This window comes from Chromobacterium sinusclupearum (assembly GCF_002902845.1).
Lineage (GTDB): Bacteria > Pseudomonadota > Gammaproteobacteria > Burkholderiales > Chromobacteriaceae > Chromobacterium > Chromobacterium sinusclupearum.
Genome location: NZ_PPTF01000016.1, coordinates 57,343 through 73,894, shown reverse-complemented (window position 1 = coordinate 73,894; position 16,552 = coordinate 57,343). Strand labels below are relative to the sequence as shown.

The 16,552-nt window shown below is 65.9% G+C and carries 15 protein-coding genes; 8 read left to right on the top strand and 7 right to left on the bottom strand.

What is annotated here, in order from left to right; genetic code table 11:
• A partial coding sequence (locus tag C2134_RS04690) for an MFS transporter (RefSeq protein WP_103317948.1) occupies positions 1-930 on the top strand: 930 nt, incomplete at its 5' end.
• Between the two features lie 4 nt (positions 931-934).
• Positions 935-1,702, top strand: a complete 768-nt coding sequence (locus C2134_RS04685) for an energy transducer TonB (protein WP_103317938.1) — start codon at positions 935-937, stop codon at positions 1,700-1,702.
• A gap of 12 nt (positions 1,703-1,714) precedes the next feature.
• Here the strand turns inward: C2134_RS04685 and C2134_RS04680 are convergent, their stop codons facing one another.
• Positions 1,715-2,182 carry a MarR family winged helix-turn-helix transcriptional regulator gene (locus C2134_RS04680; RefSeq protein ID WP_103317936.1) on the bottom strand — a complete coding sequence of 156 codons (468 nt, stop codon included), beginning with the start codon at positions 2,180-2,182 and terminating at the stop codon, positions 1,715-1,717.
• A gap of 401 nt (positions 2,183-2,583) precedes the next feature.
• Here C2134_RS04680 and C2134_RS04675 point away from each other — a divergent pair, with 401 nt between their 5' ends.
• The 5 genes from C2134_RS04675 (at position 2,584) to C2134_RS04655 (ending at position 9,246) form a co-directional block, all read left to right on the top strand.
• Positions 2,584-3,783 (top strand): cell division protein ZipA C-terminal FtsZ-binding domain-containing protein, encoded by a 1,200-nt coding sequence (locus tag C2134_RS04675; protein WP_103317934.1) that lies wholly within the window; start codon positions 2,584-2,586, stop codon positions 3,781-3,783.
• A 63-nt stretch (positions 3,784-3,846) separates the two neighbouring features.
• Entirely contained in the window at positions 3,847-6,258 is a 2,412-nt protein-coding gene (gene ligA / locus C2134_RS04670) for an NAD-dependent DNA ligase LigA (protein WP_103317933.1), read from the top strand.
• A 10-nt stretch (positions 6,259-6,268) separates the two neighbouring features.
• Positions 6,269-7,702: a tetratricopeptide repeat-containing glycosyltransferase family protein gene (locus C2134_RS04665; RefSeq protein ID WP_103317931.1), complete on the top strand. Its 1,434-nt coding sequence runs from the start codon at positions 6,269-6,271 to the stop codon at positions 7,700-7,702.
• A 72-nt stretch (positions 7,703-7,774) separates the two neighbouring features.
• Entirely contained in the window at positions 7,775-8,647 is an 873-nt protein-coding gene (gene galU / locus C2134_RS04660; protein WP_103317929.1) for a UTP--glucose-1-phosphate uridylyltransferase GalU, read from the top strand.
• 56 nt (positions 8,648-8,703) lie between these two features.
• Positions 8,704-9,246, top strand: coding sequence for a hypoxanthine-guanine phosphoribosyltransferase (locus C2134_RS04655; protein WP_103317927.1), 543 nt, complete (start codon positions 8,704-8,706; stop codon positions 9,244-9,246).
• Between the two features lie 147 nt (positions 9,247-9,393).
• Here the strand turns inward: C2134_RS04655 and C2134_RS04650 are convergent, their stop codons facing one another.
• Genes C2134_RS04650 through hemP form a run of 6 tightly spaced genes read right to left on the bottom strand, consistent with a single transcriptional unit; the run spans position 9,394 to position 15,389 of the window.
• Complete coding sequence (locus C2134_RS04650; RefSeq protein WP_103317926.1) at positions 9,394-10,158, bottom strand: ABC transporter ATP-binding protein; 765 nt, start codon at positions 10,156-10,158, stop codon at positions 9,394-9,396.
• Entirely contained in the window at positions 10,151-11,110 is a 960-nt protein-coding gene (locus C2134_RS04645; RefSeq protein ID WP_233196355.1) for a FecCD family ABC transporter permease, read from the bottom strand. The genes C2134_RS04650 and C2134_RS04645 overlap by 8 nt, the downstream gene beginning before the upstream one ends.
• Positions 11,107-11,898: a heme/hemin ABC transporter substrate-binding protein gene (locus tag C2134_RS04640; protein ID WP_103317924.1), complete on the bottom strand. Its 792-nt coding sequence runs from the start codon at positions 11,896-11,898 to the stop codon at positions 11,107-11,109. The genes C2134_RS04645 and C2134_RS04640 overlap by 4 nt, the downstream gene beginning before the upstream one ends.
• Entirely contained in the window at positions 11,888-12,922 is a 1,035-nt protein-coding gene (locus tag C2134_RS04635) for a hemin-degrading factor (protein ID WP_103317922.1), read from the bottom strand. The genes C2134_RS04640 and C2134_RS04635 overlap by 11 nt, the downstream gene beginning before the upstream one ends.
• A gap of 30 nt (positions 12,923-12,952) precedes the next feature.
• Positions 12,953-15,160: a TonB-dependent hemoglobin/transferrin/lactoferrin family receptor gene (locus C2134_RS04630; RefSeq protein ID WP_103317921.1), complete on the bottom strand. Its 2,208-nt coding sequence runs from the start codon at positions 15,158-15,160 to the stop codon at positions 12,953-12,955.
• Between the two features lie 58 nt (positions 15,161-15,218).
• Positions 15,219-15,389, bottom strand: a complete 171-nt coding sequence (gene hemP, locus C2134_RS04625; protein WP_103317919.1) for a hemin uptake protein HemP — start codon at positions 15,387-15,389, stop codon at positions 15,219-15,221.
• 271 nt (positions 15,390-15,660) lie between these two features.
• Between hemP and C2134_RS04620 the strand changes: the two genes are divergently transcribed.
• Positions 15,661-16,389 carry an S-methyl-5'-thioinosine phosphorylase gene (locus C2134_RS04620; protein ID WP_103317918.1) on the top strand — a complete coding sequence of 243 codons (729 nt, stop codon included), beginning with the start codon at positions 15,661-15,663 and terminating at the stop codon, positions 16,387-16,389.
• Positions 16,390-16,552: the final 163 nt, after the last annotated feature.

Sequence of the window (16,552 nt, the reverse complement as noted above, 5' to 3'; positions counted from 1 at the left end):
TCCGAGAAGGGCCTGGCGATGGGGCTGAATGCCGGGCTGGGCAATTTGGGCGTGTCGGTCGCGCAGTTGCTGATTCCGCTGTGCATTCTCTATCCCTTGTTCGGGTACGCGGCCGGCGAGCCGCAAGTGTGGGGGCGCGGCGGCGAGGTGCATTTCGTCTGGCTGCAGAACGCCGCGTACATCTGGCTGCCCCTGATCCTGCTGATCGCCCTGGCGTGTCTGCTGTACGCGCATGATCTGCCCAAGCTGCGCATCACGCCGCACGATCAATTGGATGCGATGAAAGACCCCCACACCTGGTATATCTGCCTGTTGTACATGGGCAGCTACGGGACTTTTCTGGGTTTTTCCGCGGCGTTTCCTTTGTTGGCGCGGGCGATGTTCCCGCATATCGACGCCAGCCCGTATCTATTCGTCGGGCCGATGGTTTGCGCCTTGTCGCGGCCGTTGGGCGGCTGGATGGGCGACAAGGTGGGCGGCGGCATCGCCACCGTCGCGGCCAATCTATTGATGGCGGCAGGCACCATCGGCGTTTACCTGGGCATGCCGTCCGCAGGCAGCGGCGGTTCGTTCTGGCTGTTTCTGGCGATGTTCCAGTTGATTTTCTTTGCTGCAGGCGTCAGCAACGGTTCGTCTTATCAACTGGCGCCCAAGGTGTTCCTGATCCTGGCCGGGCGCGATGCCCAGCTGCATGGCGAGAGCCTGCAGCAGGCCTATCTGCGCGGCGGCCGGCGCGGCGCGTCGGCGATGAATGTCAGCTCGGTGATGGCAGCGTTCGGCGGCTTCGTCATTCCCAAGGCCTTCGGCTCGGCTTTGGATTGGTTCGGCAGTTTCTTGCCGGCGTTCGCGATGTTTTTCCTGTTCTATCTCTTATGCATGGTGATCGCGTGGTGGCATTACAGCCGTCCGCGCGCGGCAATGCGATGCTGAGACGATGATGCGTTGGGCCCTGCCGCTGTCGCTGCTGGCGCATGGCTTGCTGTTGTGGCTGCTATGGCTGCCCTGGCAGTTCGAACCGAATAGACCGGCGGTGCCGCTGGTGGTGGCCTTGCGCGGGGGAGAGGCGGGGCAAGCGGAGGGGGGCGACGTCGCAGGCAGGCTTGGGCGCGCTGGCGATTCGGCGGCCGCGATGCGCAGCCGAGGCGGCGCTACGCAGGAGCCGCCCGCCATGATTCAGCGCAGTCTGCAGCCATCCCAGGCCCTTCCCTCTCCGGGCACGGAAAAACCGATGCGTCCTGCCGCGCCGACTCCAAGCGCTGCGGCAAAGGCGAGTCCATTGGCGCCTGCGCAAGCGAACCGCTACTCGACCATAGCGGCGCCCGGCGAGCCTAGGGCGGTTGGGCATGGCGAAGCAAAGGATGGCGGTCAGATTAAATTGCCGGCGGGAAGCGGCAAGACGGGAGAGGGCGCGGAGGGCGACCGCGAGGCGCTGTATGCGCCGGCTTATCTGGAAAATCCTCAGCCCTCCTACCCGGAGCGATCGCGTCAGCAGGGGGAGGAGGGCGTGGTGCTGCTAAAGGTGCGCGTAGGGACAAACGGCCGCGCGCTGGCAGTGGAGCTGGCGCGCAGCAGCGGTTTCCGCCGCTTGGACCAGTCGGCGCTGGAAACGGTATCGCGCTGGCGTTTCGCGCCGGCAGTGCGCAACGGCGCCGCCATTGAGTCTACCTTGACGGTGCCGATACGCTTTCAGGCCGGGCCTTAAACGATGCTGCGCTCAGGCCGGTTCGCTCTCCTGTTGCTCAAGCGCCTGGCTGAAGCTGGCGCGCAGCCGTCCCAGTTCATTGCAGAAGCCGGACAGGTCTTGTTCGCCGAATTGCTGGAAGGCGTTGTGCATATAGTCCAGATGCGCCGGGAAGGCTTGGCTGAACAGCTCCTGGCCATACGGCGTCAGCGCCACGAACACGCTGCGTCGGTCGTTGGGCTGCATGCTGCGGGCGACGATGCCCTTGTCTTCCAGACGATCCAGCACGCCGGTCAGGGTACCCTTGGTGATCAGGGTGTGATCGGATAGCTCCTTGCAGTTCATGCCCTGACTGTTGCCCAGCGTGGTGACGACATCGAATTGCGGCGGCGTCAGCCCAAGCCGGCGGATGTTGTAGCTGGCGAATTGTTCAAAAGCCTGATAGGTGCGCGACAATTCGCGAACGACAGGCAGGAAACTGGCTTGATCGGATTTTTTCATCGTAAAGAGTCCCCGTGCTGTTCTAAGCAATGTTGTACAGGCTAGTACGGTCCAATAACAGAGTTATTCTTGCACGCGCTATGAATAAATTCTCCTGTCAGAAATGTCATGTTCATTCGGTTTGAGTCGATACCAGGCTGCGGGGTTCCGCAGCCGCCATTGCGGGCCGTTTGGCATGACATCGGATTGACAAGGGCGTTTGTCAAGCGTTTATGTACTGCCAAATGGTGCGCCGAGGCGGGCTTTCGTTATAATGAGCGTGGAATGCCCGTCTTGGACGGGTGGCTGCCGGCTTTTGCAGCAATGGCGGCGACAGGATAATAGCGGGAGGCCGACCAGCGATAGCGTCCATGGGGACAGGGTGCGGCTTCGAATTATTCGCCTTAATAGCGGACTGGCTGATGAGCGAATTGCAGATTGGTGTGTTGATATTGGGCGGCGGCGTGATCGCCCTGGTTTTCGGCTTCAACATGTTTCAGGAATGGCGTTTCCGCAGGCGGACGCAGCAGGCTTTTGCCCGCCCGCAGGATGACGTGTTGCTGGACGTGCCGAAGAATAATGTGCGCGACGGCCGCAGCGATCGCATGGAGCCGGTGCTGGTCGATGCCGATTTCGACGACCGCGACGACGACGCGGAACCGTTCGAGCCGCAGTTGCCGGAGTCGGCGGCCATCGCGCCGGAGCCGCCGCGCGGCGCCGCTGTGCGCCTGGAGCCGATGGCCGCGGCGGCTGAGGTGCCGGTGATAGACGAGGAGGACGACGCCGAACTGGCGATGGATTCCGCCGATCATCAGGCGCTGGTGGTGGCCATGCTGGATCCGTCGCTGGACTTCATCGCCGAGGTGCTGTTCCACGAGCCACACGAGCTGGCGGCCATGCCGCGCTTCAACGTCGGCAAGCGCACCCAGCTGATCGGCCGCACCGAGCGCGGGCTATGGAAGGTGGCTGAGGCGCTGCCGGGCACCCGCTACAAGCAGATCAACATCAGCATGCAAATGGTGGACCGCTCCGGCGCGGTGACCGAACAGGAATTGGCCGCGTTCTGCCAGCAGGTATCGCGCTTCGCCGAGGACCACGACGCGGCGGTCAGTTTCCCGCAGCGCCAGCAAAAGCTGGTGGCGGCGCGCGAGCTGGACCGCTTCTGCGCCGATGTGGACGTGCTGATCGGCATCAACATCGTGCCCAAGGCGCCGGTCGAAGGCGCGCGCCTGCGCAGCTTCGCCGAAGCCGCCGGGCTGCAGCTGGAGCCGGATGGCGCCTTCCACTATCTGGCGGACTCCGGCAATACCCTTTACTCGCTGGTGGCGGCGGATCAGATGCCGTTCACCTTCCACACGCTGCTGGACAAGACTTTCCCGGCGCTGACGCTGCTGTTCGACGTGCCGCGAGTGGCAGGCGGGGTGGATGTGTTCGACCGCGCCGTCTATTTTGCCCGCCAGCTGGCCCACGAGTTCGATGCCCAATTGGTGGACGACAACCGCCGGGTGCTGACCGATGCCGGCCTGGGCCGCATCCGCGATCAGTTGCTGCACATCTACGGCAGCATGGACGACCGCGGCATCGCGCCGGGCAGCGTGGCCGCGCTGCGCTTGTTTGCCTGAGTCAAAATTGAAGATGATTCCAGGGCCGGCCATGCCGGCCCTTTTGCCGTTCGAGAGTTTCCGATGACCGCACATGAACTGCGCGCAGCCGAGTTGCGCGAGCTGCTGAACCGTTACGGCCATGAATACTACGTGCTGGACGCGCCGACCGTGCCCGATGCCGAATACGACCGCCTGTTCCGCGAATTGCAGGCGCTGGAAGAAGCGCATCCGGAATTGGCGGTGGCCGATTCGCCGACGAAGCGAGTCGGCGGCGCGCCGCTGGCCGAATTCGACAGCGTCACCCACGCGGTGCCCATGCTGTCCTTGTCCAACGCTTTTTCCGACATGCAAATGGCCGATCCGGCAGCGCGCCACGCCGAATTGATCCAGTTCGACGAGCGGGTGCGCAAGGGGCTGGAGGCGGCGGAGGTGGAATACGCCACCGAGCCCAAGTTCGACGGACTGGCCATTTCCCTGCTGTATGAAAACGGCGTGTTGACCCGAGCCGCCACCCGCGGCGACGGCGTGACCGGCGAACAGGTGACCGAGAACGTGCGCACCATACGCGCGATTCCGCTGAAGCTGGACGGCGCGAATCCGCCGGCCTTGCTCGAAGTCCGCGGCGAGGTGCTGATGCTGAAGCGCGACTTCGAGCGCCTGAACGCCGACCAACTGGCCCGCGGCGATAAGGCTTTCGCCAATCCGCGCAACGCCGCCGCCGGCAGCCTGCGCCAGTTGGATTCGCGCATCACCGCGCAGCGCCGGCTGTCGTTTTTCGCCTACGCCATCGCCCAGGTGGAAGGCGCAGATTGGCCGGCGACCCACCAGGGCGAGATGGACTGGTTGAAGCAGCTCGGCTTCCCGGTCGTGGACGCGAGCCTGCGGCCAGTGGTGCGCGGCGTGGCCGGGCTGTCCGGCTATTACGAGGGCGTGCTTGCGCGCCGCGCCGGCTTGCCGTTCGAGATCGACGGCGTGGTGTACAAGGTGAATAGCCGCGCGCTGCAGGACGCGCTGGGTTTTGTGTCGCGCGCGCCGCGCTGGGCCATAGCCCATAAATTCCCGGCTGAGGAGGCGCTGACCACGGTCGAGGCTATCGAGGAGCAGGTGGGCCGCACCGGCGCCATTACCCCGGTGGCGCGGCTCAAGCCGGTGTTCGTAGGCGGCGTCACCGTCACCAACGCCACGCTGCACAACGAGGACGAAGTTCGGCGCAAGGATGTGAGAGTCGGCGACACGGTGATCGTGCGCCGCGCCGGCGATGTGATTCCCGAAGTGGTGTCCGTGGTGCTGGAGCGCCGGCCGATGCGGCCAGCCGCCGGCGGCGACCTGTTCAGCGCGGGCGAGGAGCCGCAATACCCGGCTTACCGCCTGCCCGCGTCCTGTCCGGTGTGCGGCAGCCACGTGGTGCGCGAAGAGGGCGAGGCGGTGGCGCGCTGCTCCGGCGGGCTGTCCTGCCGCGCCCAGCGCAGCCAGGCGATCCAGCACTTCGCCGGCCGCCGCATGATGGATATCGACGGCCTGGGCGAGCGCTATATCGACAAGCTGGTCGAGTACGGCTACGTCAATAGCGTGGCCGACCTGTACCGGCTGACGCTGGACGACCTGCTGGAAATGAAGCGCCGCGCCGACGAGGACGAGGGTGTCACGCCGGAGACGGTGAAGGCCGGCAAGGTGGCCAGCAAGTGGGCGGAAAACCTGATCGCGGCGATAGACGCCAGCCGCACCCCGCCCTTGGCGCGGCTCTTGTTCGCGCTGGGCATTCGCCATGTCGGCGAATCCACCGCCAAGACCCTGGCCGATTGGCTGGGCACCATGGCGCTGATCCGCCGCTGCCCAGCGGCCCTGTTCGCCGCGCTGCCGGACATCGGCGCGGTGGTGGCGGAGTCGCTGGCGGACTTTTTCGCCGAGAACAACAATGAACAGGCATTGGACGCGCTGCTGGCCGAAGTGAGGCCGGCGGACGAGCACGCGCCCTCGCCCAAGCTGCGCGAGCGGCTGGACGACGCGGCGCTGTTGGCCCGGCTGGCCATTCCACGGCTGACCGAGGTGCGCAGCCAGCAACTGGCCGCGCAGCGCAGCCTGGCATGGCTGGCGCAGAGCGAACGGCGCACGCTGCTGGATCTGGACTTGCCGGCCGAAGTGGTGAACGCGCTGGCGGATTGGCTGGATGCGCCGGGCAAGCGCGAGGCGCTGGACAGCCTGGCCGGATTGCGCGACGAGATAGTGGCAGGTCTGCCGGAAGCCGCCGAGGCCATGGCCTTGCCGCTGGACGGCAAGACGCTGGTCTTGACCGGCACCCTGCCCACGCTGAGCCGCGATCAGGCCAAGGCGCTGATCGAGGCTGCCGGCGGCAAGGTCTCGGGCAGCGTATCGAAAAAGACGCATTATGTAGTGGCCGGCGAAGAGGCGGGCAGCAAGCTCGCCAAGGCGCAGGAGCTGGGCGTCGCGATCTTGGACGAAGCCGGCCTGCAAGCCTTGCTGGCCGGAAACTGACGGAGGCCCTATGGCGCTGAAGGCGGTGGTGAAGGCGGATTTCGACGAAGGCAACCGCCGCGCGGCGGCGGGCGACTGGCAGGGCGCGATCGCAGTGTTCGATCGTTGCCTGGCGCAGAATCCGCAAGACTGGCAGGCGCTGGCCAACCGGGCGAACGCGCGGCAGCAGTTGGGCGACAATGCGCGCGCCTTGGACGACTACATGGCCGCGTCGGCGTTGAACCCGGCGTCGGCCAATATCAAGAGCAATCTGGCGGTGCTGCTGAAGGAACTGGGCGAACTGCAACTGGCCGGCCAGCTGCTGGAAGAGGCCCTGGCGGCGGAGCCTGCGCATGTGGATGCCTGGAGCAATCTGGGCGTGGTGCGGCAGCACCAGTTGCGCTATCACGACGCCATCGCCTGCTTCCTGAAGGCGATAGAGCTCGGCGGCGTCACCGCGGCCCGCTGCAACAATCTCGGCAACGTCTGCACCAGCGCGCTGCTGCTGGATGACGCCATTTCCGTGCTGCAGGGCGGCTTGGCGCTGGCGCCGCAGGACGCCAATCTGCAGTTCAGCCTGTCCATCGCTTTGCTGCTGGCGGGCCGCTACGCCGAGGCCTGGCCGTTGTACGAGGCCCGTTGGCGCAGCATCCTCGCGCCGCGGCATGAGGGCGCGCGCTGGGATGGCCGCGCCTTGGGCAAGCGGACGCTGTTGCTGTGGGCGGAGCAGGGCTTGGGCGACAGCCTGCAGATGGCGCGTTTTCTGCCGCGCATCCGCGCCGAGCATCCGGACGCCAGGTTGTTGCTGGCCTGCCCGCAGACGTTTCACCGCCTGTTCGCGCAATTTGACGGCATCGAGTTGCTGCCGCCCGACGCGGCGCCGGCGTATGACTGCCAACTGCCCTTGATGTCGCTGCCCGGCGTGCTGGGCGTGACGCTGGAAACGCTGCCGACAGCGGGCTACCTCCAGCCTGTGGAAGGGGGGCAGTCAACGCTGGCGGGCAATGGCAAGCTGAAAGTCGGCGTGGTCTGGGAGAGCGGGCGCTGGGGCGTGGGCATTGCCGATGCGTGGCGTCAGCATAAGTCGGTGCCGCCAGCCTTGTTTGCCGAAATCTGCCGGGTGCCCGGCATCGATTTCGTCGCCTTGCAGCCGGGAGAGTTGCCCGCCGAATTGCAAGGACTGGTGACGCAGGCATCGATAGACGATTTTGCCGATACCGCCGCGCTGCTGGAGCAGATGGATCTGGTGGTCTGCGTCGATACCGCCATCCTGCATCTGGCCGGGGCGATGGGTAAGCCTACCTGGGCGCTGCTGCGTGCCGAGAGCGCGCCGTTCTTTCTTGCGGACGCGGCCGTCGCGCCGTGGTACCCGTCGGTGCGGCTATGGCGACAGGCGGCGCCCGGCGACTGGCTGCCGGTGGTTCGCGAGCTTGCCGAGGCCTTGTCGGCGCAACAGACATTTTGACCTCGAGCGAAGAAGGGCTAGAATGCGGCGCTGTCTATATTGCAAAACGCCAATTGAAATAGCGGAATCGAGATGAAAAAGATCACCAAAGCCGTGTTTCCGGTTGCCGGTCTGGGCACCCGTTTTCTGCCGGCGACCAAGGCCAGCCCCAAGGAAATGCTGCCCGTCGTCGACAAGCCGTTGATCCAGTATGCGGTGGAGGAGGCGATCGCCGCCGGCATGACCGAGCTGATCTTCATCACCGGCCGCAATAAGCGTTCGATCGAAGATCATTTCGACAAGGCTTATGAGCTGGAGACCGAGCTCGAATACAAGAACAAGCAAAAGCTGCTGCAACTGGTGCAGGAAATCATCCCGCCCACGGTCAGCTGCATCTATATCCGCCAGACCGAGGCACTGGGCCTGGGCCACGCCGTGCTGTGCGCGCGGCCTGTGGTCGGCGACGAGCCGTTCGCAGTGATCCTGGCCGACGACTTGATCGAGGGCGCGCCGGGGGCGATGGAGCAGATGGTGCGCCTGTTTGATGAGACCCACTCGTCCATATTGGGCGTGGAGACCGTGGCCCCGGAAGACACCGGCTCCTACGGCATCGTCAAGGCGACGGCAGACGCCCATGGCCATCAGCGCGTCGAGCACATCGTGGAGAAGCCGAAGCCGGAACAGGCGCCGTCCAATCTGGCGGTGGTGGGGCGCTACATTCTGACGCCGCGCATTTTCGACAAGCTGGTCAATACCGGCGCGGGGGCCGGCGGCGAGATCCAACTGACCGACGGCATCGCCGCCTTGCTGAAGGACGAGGCCGTGCTGGCGCTGCCGTTCAAGGGCACGCGCTACGATTGCGGCTCCAAGCTGGGTTACCTGAAAGCCACGGTCAACTATGGTTTGAAGCATCACGAGGTGGCGGGCGAGTTTGCCGCCTTCCTGCGCGAGCTGAAAATCGACTGACAGTTTTTCCATTGCGCCGCCAACGGCGGCGCCGCCTGTTCTGTTAAGGAGTCATCATGCCTAATATTGCCGAAGCCCGTGGTCTGATCAACAGCTCGGATGTGCTGTTCAGCGCCGAAGAAGTCAGCGCCGCCGTCGACCGCATGGCGGTGGAAATCACCGAAAAACTCGGCGAGGAATACCCGCTGGTATTGTCGGTGATGGGCGGCGCCGTGGTGTTCACCGGCCAGTTGCTGCCGCGCCTGGCCTTCCCGCTGGATTTCGACTACGTTCATGTATCGCGTTACGGCGACAAGACCCACGGCGGCGAGTTGGTGTGGAAGCAGGCGCCCAAGGAAGACGTGCGCGACCGCGTGGTGCTGGTGCTGGACGACATTCTGGACGAAGGCCACACCATGGCCGCCATCCGCGACAAGGTGATGGGCATGGGCGCCAAGGCATTCTATAGCGGCGTGTTCGCCAACAAGCTGATCAGCAAGGCCAAGCCGCTGAAGGCCGATTTCGTCGGCCTGGACGTGCCGGACCGCTATGTGTTCGGCTACGGCATGGACGTGCGCGGCGCCTGGCGCAATCTGCCGGCGATTCATGCCCTGAAGTAATACTGCGCCATACAGGCACAGGCCGCGCCGGATAACCGGGGCGGCCTTTTTCATGCGGAGAGGTATCTTTCTGCCAATGATCGACACCCATTTTCGCCGTGTAAAGGATAATGACTCGGCGGCGATGGCGTCGGATTTCTTGCGTTTTCAGGCGGCCTGCTGCGGCGCGTGATGCTGCAGCCGCACCGGCCAGCGGTATACCGCCAGCAGCCGCTCCGGTGTCAGCACCGCATGCGGTTCGCCTTCCGCCACCAGTCTGCCGTTGTCGAGCAGCGCCACCCGGTCCACGTATTCGGCGGCTAGAGGCAGGTCGTGCAGCACCTGCACCACAGTTTTGCCTTGCGAGGCCAACTCGCGCAGCAATAGTTGCAGCTTGTGCTGGTGGCGCAAGTCCAGGTGGTTGGTTGGCTCGTCCAGCAGCATCACCGGCGCTTGCTGCGCCAGCGCGCGGGCGATGGCCGCGCGTTGCCGCTCGCCGCCGGACAGTGAATCCAGCCGCGCTCCGCCGCGCGTTTCCAGCTCCACCGTCGCCAGCGCCTGATTGACCGCCATGCGGTCTGCCGCGGCAGGACGGGTGAAGGCGCCGAGGAAGGGCATGCGGCCCAGCGCGACGAACTCGCTCACCGTCAACGGGATATCGGCCGGCAGATGCTGCGGGACCCAGGCGATGCGGCGCGCGCGCTGCAACGCGTCCATCCGGGATACGCATTGGCCGTTCAAGCGCACTGCGCCATGCGTGGGCGCGGCCAGTCCAGCCAGCAGGCGCAACAGCGTGGTCTTGCCGGCGCCATTCGGGCCGAGCAGGGCGCAGACGCGGCCGGCGGGCAAGTCGAGCCGGATGTCGTGCAGCAGTTCGCGGCCGGGGACCGCGTAGCCCAGCTCGCGCACTTTCAGGCTTAGGGCTTCAGGCATGGTTGGCACTCCCTTGTTGGCGGCGGAACAGCCAGATGAAGAACGGCGGGCCGGCGAAGGCCGCCATCAGGCCGACGGGTAGGTCCAGTGGCCAGGCGATGTTGCGCGCCAGCGTGTCCACCGCCAGCAGAAACAGCGCGCCGGCCCAGGCCGACAGCAGGATCAGCTTGCGGCGGCAGCCGCCCACCAGTAGGGCCAGCGCGTTGGGGATCATCATGCCGACAAAGCCAATGACGCCGGACAGCGCCACCGCGCCGCCTGTCGCCAGCGCGGCGCCGGCCGCGGCCAGACGACGGGTGCGCACGGTGTTGACGCCCAGAGAGCGGGCGCTTTCCTCGCCCAGCAGCAGGCAGTCCAGATCGCGGCCTATGGCGCACAGCAGGGCCACGCCCAGTCCGGCGATCAGCAGACAAGGCCACAGCCGGTCCGGCTGCGCCGCGCCCAGATTGCCGGCCAGCCAGCTGCTGGCGGCGCGCAGCGTCAGGTCGTCGGACAGGAACAGGATGAGGCTGGACACGGCGCCGCAAAACGCGCCGACCACCAGCCCCATCAGCAGCAGCCCGGCCAATCCGCCCTTTGCCAGCCGCGCCAGCAGCAGGATCAGCCAGGTGGCGGCCAGGCCGCCGCCGAAGGCCGCCAGAGGCAGCGACAGGCCGGCCAGGCCCAGCGCCAGCACGGCGATGACCGCCAGAGCGGCGCCGCCTGAGGTGCCGATCAAGCCGGGATCGGCCAGCGGATTGCGGAACAGCGCCTGCAGGGCCGCGCCGCTGGCGGCCAGGGCCGCGCCGACGCCCAGCGCGGCCACGATGCGGGGCAGGCGCAACTGGGTGACTAGCGGATCGGCCAGATCCGGCCAGGCCAAGTGGCCTGCGGAACTAGACAAGGCCAGCCAGGGCAGGCCCAGGCTGGCGGCGATCAGGCCGGCCCACAGCCAACGGTGGGACGCGTTCACATTTTCACCATTTGTTCGACCACGGCCGGGCTGCCCAAGCCAACCAGCATGCCTTGCTGCGGCGGCAGCTGATAGATGCGGCCCTGCTTGCCGGCCGGCGTGGCGGCGATTTCCGGCCGCTTGGCGAAAGCCTCCTTGCCGCCGTAGGCCGCCGCGGTATGGCTGCCCAGAATGATCACGTCCGGCCTCAATGCCAGCCAGGCGTCGCGGTTCAGCGGTTTGAAGCCGGACAGGCCGGCTGCCGCGTTGACGCCGCCGGCGGCGCGGATCAGCGTGTCCGGGGCGGTGTCGCGGCCGGCCGCCAGCGTGCCGTCGTAGCTGACCAGATAGCGCACGGCTCGGCCCGTGCGCGGCTGCATCGCGCGCTGCCAGTCGGCGGCCAGCTTGTCGGCGGCGGCGTCGCGGCCCAGCAGCTTGCCCACCTTGCGGATGGCCTCGGCGAAGTCACGGCCGTCCTCGCGCGGGCTGACTTCCTCGGCGCGCAGCTTCAGCTGTTTCAGCTGCGGCCACAGCGTCGGTGGCTGCGCGGCGGCGCTGCCAAGCACCAGGGTCGGCTTCAGGCCGGCGATGGTTTCGGCGTTCAGCGCGCGCGAAAAGCCCACCACCTGGGCATGGGCCAGCTCCGGCTCCTTGCTGCTGCGGTCGCGGCCCACCACCTGGCCGGCCGCGCCCAGCGCGACGACGATTTCGGCGATGTCCGGCGTCACCACCACCAGCCGCTCCGCCGCCAGCGCGGGCAGGGCGGACGCCGCCAGCAGCAGGCCGGCAAACCAGGATTTACGCGACATCGGCTTGCTCCAGCGTCGGCAGTTCGCCCAAGAGCTTCACCCATTCGGCGCGCTCGGCGCGGCCCGGTTTGCGTTCGCCGAAGAAGGTGGCCAGCGATTCGCCGGCCTCGTCGAACAGCTCCAGCGAAGTCACCACGCCGGTGTCGCCCGGCTTGCGGATGATCCAGGCCTCGGCGATCAGGTCGGTGCGCAGATGCAGATTGAAGTCCGGGTCCAGCACATTCAGCCAGTCGCCCACCACCTGCACATTGCGCACGGCGCCGGTATGGATCTGGATCATGCCGCGGTTGCCGGCGAACACCATGATGGGCGTTTCGGTGGCGGCGGCGCGGCGCAGCAATTGTTCCACCGCGTCTTCGCGCACGCGCCAGGCCTGGCCCGGCGGCGCCAGGCGGAAGCCCTGGCGGCGCGAGACCTGCCAGCGGCGCAGGAAGGCGTGGAAGTGGTGCACGTCGCTCAACGCCAGCCACTCGGCCTGGAAGGCGGCCTGGTCTATGGCCTCGTCGGCCTGCTCCGGCTCGGCCGGCGCGATGGGCTCCAGCGCCAGCGCCCCCGCCGGCGCGGCATGGCGCGCCATCAGCGCGTCGAAGGCGGCGACATCGCTGTCTTCGGTCAGATAGACCTTGTGCACGGCTTCGCCGTGGCGGTCGAAGAACTGCAGGCTGCGCTGGGTGCCGCGCGGGGTTTCGCTCACTACCGCGAAACCGTGGCGCCAGTGGAACAGGAACATGCGCAGGTCGATCACCGGGTTGAGCGCCAGGCCCACCTTGCCTTCAAACGACACATTGGCGTAGTCGCCCTTGGTTTCGTGGACGCAGGCGTGGTTGCGCGTCAGCGCCATCACGCGGCCCAGGGCGTGCAGTTCGCCCAGGATCTGCGGCCATTCGGGTTTGAGCGGCGTGGCGGCCGGATCGGCGGCCACCAGTTCGCATTCGCTGACCTGCAGGGCGATGGCGGCGTCGCGCGCGCGCAGGCGCGGTTGGCTGGCTTTGAGCGACTGGTAGCGTTCCCATAGCTGGCTCATGAAATTCTCCTTGGAATGGTGTGATAAGGGTCAGAACTGGTACTCGACGCTGGCGCCGACATTGCGGCCCGGCTGGGTGTAGCGGTCCAGCGTGGCGTCGCCTGCGGCCAGGCCGCGCACGTCGGCGGCTTTCCAGTACTTGCGGTCGAAGACATTGAACACGCCGGCGCGCACCACGGTCTGCTTGGCGGGCTTCCAGTAGGCGGTCAGGTCCAGCGTGGCATAGCCCGGGGCCTCGAAAGCCTGGTTCTGGGCGGACGGGTTCTGCAGCGAAGACACGGCCGGTACGCGGCTATTGCGCACGGCGGCGCGCAGCAGCGCCTCGCCGCCGAAGCTCGCCTGGTCGTAGCGCAGGCCCAGTACGGCGGATAGCGGAGAAACAGAGGCCAGCGGCGTGTTGTCGTCCAGGTTCTCGCCATGGGCGTAGGCGATGGCGGCATTGGTCTGCCAGCCTGGGGCGAAGCGCCAGCCGGCGCGGGCCTCGGCGCCCTTGATGTCGACGCGGCCGATGTTCTGATACTGGAAGGTCAGCAGGCCGCCCTGCATGCCCAGGCTTTGCTGTTCGATGAAGTCGCGGTAGCGGTTGGCATAGGCGGTCAGACCGAAGTCGAAGCTGTCCCATTTGCCTTTCAGGCCGAGTTCGATGCCGCGGCTGGTTTCGGATTTGAGGTTGGGATTGGCAATCACCTGATAGCCATAAGTACGATTGACGAAGGCCATATTGGCGTCGTCGAACGGCGGCGCGCGGAAGCCGGACGACAGCTGGGCGAAGCCGGTGTAATGCTCGGCGAACGGGATGCTCAGGCCCAGCTTGGGCGAGAAGGCGCCGTCCTGGAACGACGGCACCGGCTGGCCGCCGCTATTGGCATAGGCCTGGTCCGGCTGCGTTGTCATCTTGTAGTGGTCCCAGCGCAACGATGGCGACAGGGCGATGCCGTTGCCGAATTTCATTTCGTCCTGAATGAACAGGCCGATGCGGTCGGACGTGCTGTCCGGGAAGGTCTTGCTGGGGAAGGTTTCGCCGGCGATGACATTGTTGCTCGAGCCATTGGCCAGGTATTGCGTCTTCATCCGCGGCCGGCTGGTGTCGGTGCGCGACAGGTCGGCGCCCCACAGCAGCTGATGCTCGGCCGACAGCGCGGCGAAGCGTTGTTCCGCTTCCATGCTCAGGCCCAGGATCTTCTGGTCAAAGCCGTAGTTGGAGGCGATGCGGCTGCCGTTGCCGTATTGCTCCAGGCTGTCGTCGGCGTTGTCGAGTTTCTGTTGGTATACCTTGGCCGACAGACGCTCGAACGGCCCCAGCGACTTGCCTTCCCAACCCAGCGACACGCGGTCGCGCTGGATGCGGTCGGCGGCGGTTTGCGCTTGCAGCGCCGGCTTGAGGCGGCCGGAGCGGCGGTCGATGGAGGCTGGGTACAGCGTGTTCAGCAGATTGGTATCGGTATCGCGGCGGAAATGCTCCAGCGTCAGCTCCAGCCTTTGCTGCGGGGCCAGCTTGTAACCGAGCTTGGCCAGCACGTTGTCGCTATGCCAGCTCTGCGGATTGGGCGCGGTGCGGGCGGTGCTGCTGCTGTCGTTGCCGCCTTGATTGTCGATTTCGTGGCCGTTGCGGTGGGTGTAGATCAGCATGGCGTCGGCGCGCTCGCCTTTGACGCCCACGGCAGCGCTGCCGCCCCAGCTGTTGTCGGCCGTCGAGCCGAACGTTTTGACGCTGCCGCCGACGCCGGTTTCCTCCGGCACAAAGTCGTCCACCGCCTTGGTGCGGTAGCCGATGACGCCGCCGATGGCATCCGAGCCATAGAGGCTGGAAGTGGGGCCCTTGACGATGTCGATGGCGCGCAGCGTTTCCAGTTCGACGAAGTCGCGGCCGGAGATCGCGCCGTTGCCGTTGCCGCCGCCGGCATAGGCTTCCGGCAGGCGTTCGCCGTCGATCAACATCAGGATGCGGTTGCCGTCGATGCCGCGTATGGTCCAGCCGGCGTTGCCGCGGCGGTTGGGGTCGGAGGCGACTTCCACGCCCGGCTCGTACTTGGCGGCGTCGGAGATGTCGCGGATCAGCCTGTCGTCCAGCTTGTGGCGCGAAATCACGCTGGCGTTGGGCGCGGTTTCCGCCAGCGGCTTCTCAGTGCGGTGGGCCGTCACCTGGACGGTTTCCAGCGATTGCGGAAGCTCTTCCGCGAAAGCCGGCCAGGCGGCGGCCAGGCTCAGCATCAAAGGGGTGGCACGGAACAGGGCCATGGAAACTCCAATATTTTCGTCGTTTCCGCTGGCTGGCTGTCGGCTGGCTTGCGGGTTGCTATTTGATCAGTATCAGTTTGCCGTTGCGGGTGAGCTGCAAGCGGTACAGCTCGCCCTGATGCTCGATCAGGATTTCACGTCCGCCTCCAAACAGCAGGCGGCTGTGCAGCAGCGGCGTCGCCGGAGCGGGACCGGTGCGAGTGGGGGCTTTGTCGTGGGCGGTGTTCATTTGTTAATGATAACCATTATCGTTTAATTGAGCAAGATCATGGCAGCCGGCGGCTATCGCTGCTCTGCTGGCGGGTTTGTGGCCTGGATTCCGGGCCAGAGACCCATGCGATGGGGCCAATCCGAGGGTGCATTTTCCTGCTGATTTGTTGTCCCTTGTGACGCAGATTCGGACATAATCAGAAAAAGCGGCTGGATAGCGTCGGACCGTCCGACAGGCGGGCGGCGTAGCCCATGGTGGGACCGCTCAAAATGACAAAAGGGGGACGGATATGTTGGCAATCATCGGGGGAAGCGGACTGGCCCAACTGCCGATACTGGAAGTGACGCACCGCCAAGTGGTGCGCACCCCATATGGCGACCCATCGTGCGCCTTGACCTATGGCAAGTTGGCCGGACAGAACGTGGTGTTCATCGCCCGCCACGGCTATGGCCATTCGCTGGCGCCGCACGAAATCAATTACCGGGCCAATCTTTGGGCCTTGCATAATCAGGGCGCCAAGGGCGTCATCGCCATCGGCACCGTCGGCGGCATTCGGCCTGACATGGCGCCGGGGCGGTTAGTGGTGCCGCACGACATCATCGATTACACCTGGGGCCGCAAACATACCTATTTCGAGGGACCGGAACGGCCGGTGGTGCATACCGAGTTCACCTCGCCATACGATCAGGCCCTGCGTCGGCGCCTGCTCGAGGCGATCAAGGCCACCGGCATCAGCGGCGTGCATGACGGCGTTTATGCCTGCACCCAAGGGCCGCGGCTGGAAACCGCCGCCGAGATACTCAAGCTGGAGCGTTGCGGCGCCGATATTGTAGGCATGACGGGCATGCCGGAAGCCGCGTTGGCGCGAGAGCTGGATCTGCCGTATGCCCATCTATGCCTGGTCAGCAACTGGGCGGCCGGCAAGGGCCGCCAGGCGCAGGTGGAGTTCGATCCGGCCGTTGCGGCCAAGAGCGTGCAGGATCTGATGAACACCTTGCAGGCCTTTTTTGGAGATTGAGACGAGGCTCGGCGGTTTTGCGTATGGCGCAACCCGCCGATTGTCTGTGTCTCCGACTGTCGGTTTACCATGCCCGTTGTAGGCGGTTCTGCCAGGCTGCTTGTTTTTCCGGTTGCGCATTTGGCGGATATCGTTGCCGCGGGGAAAAGACTTCAAACCATCT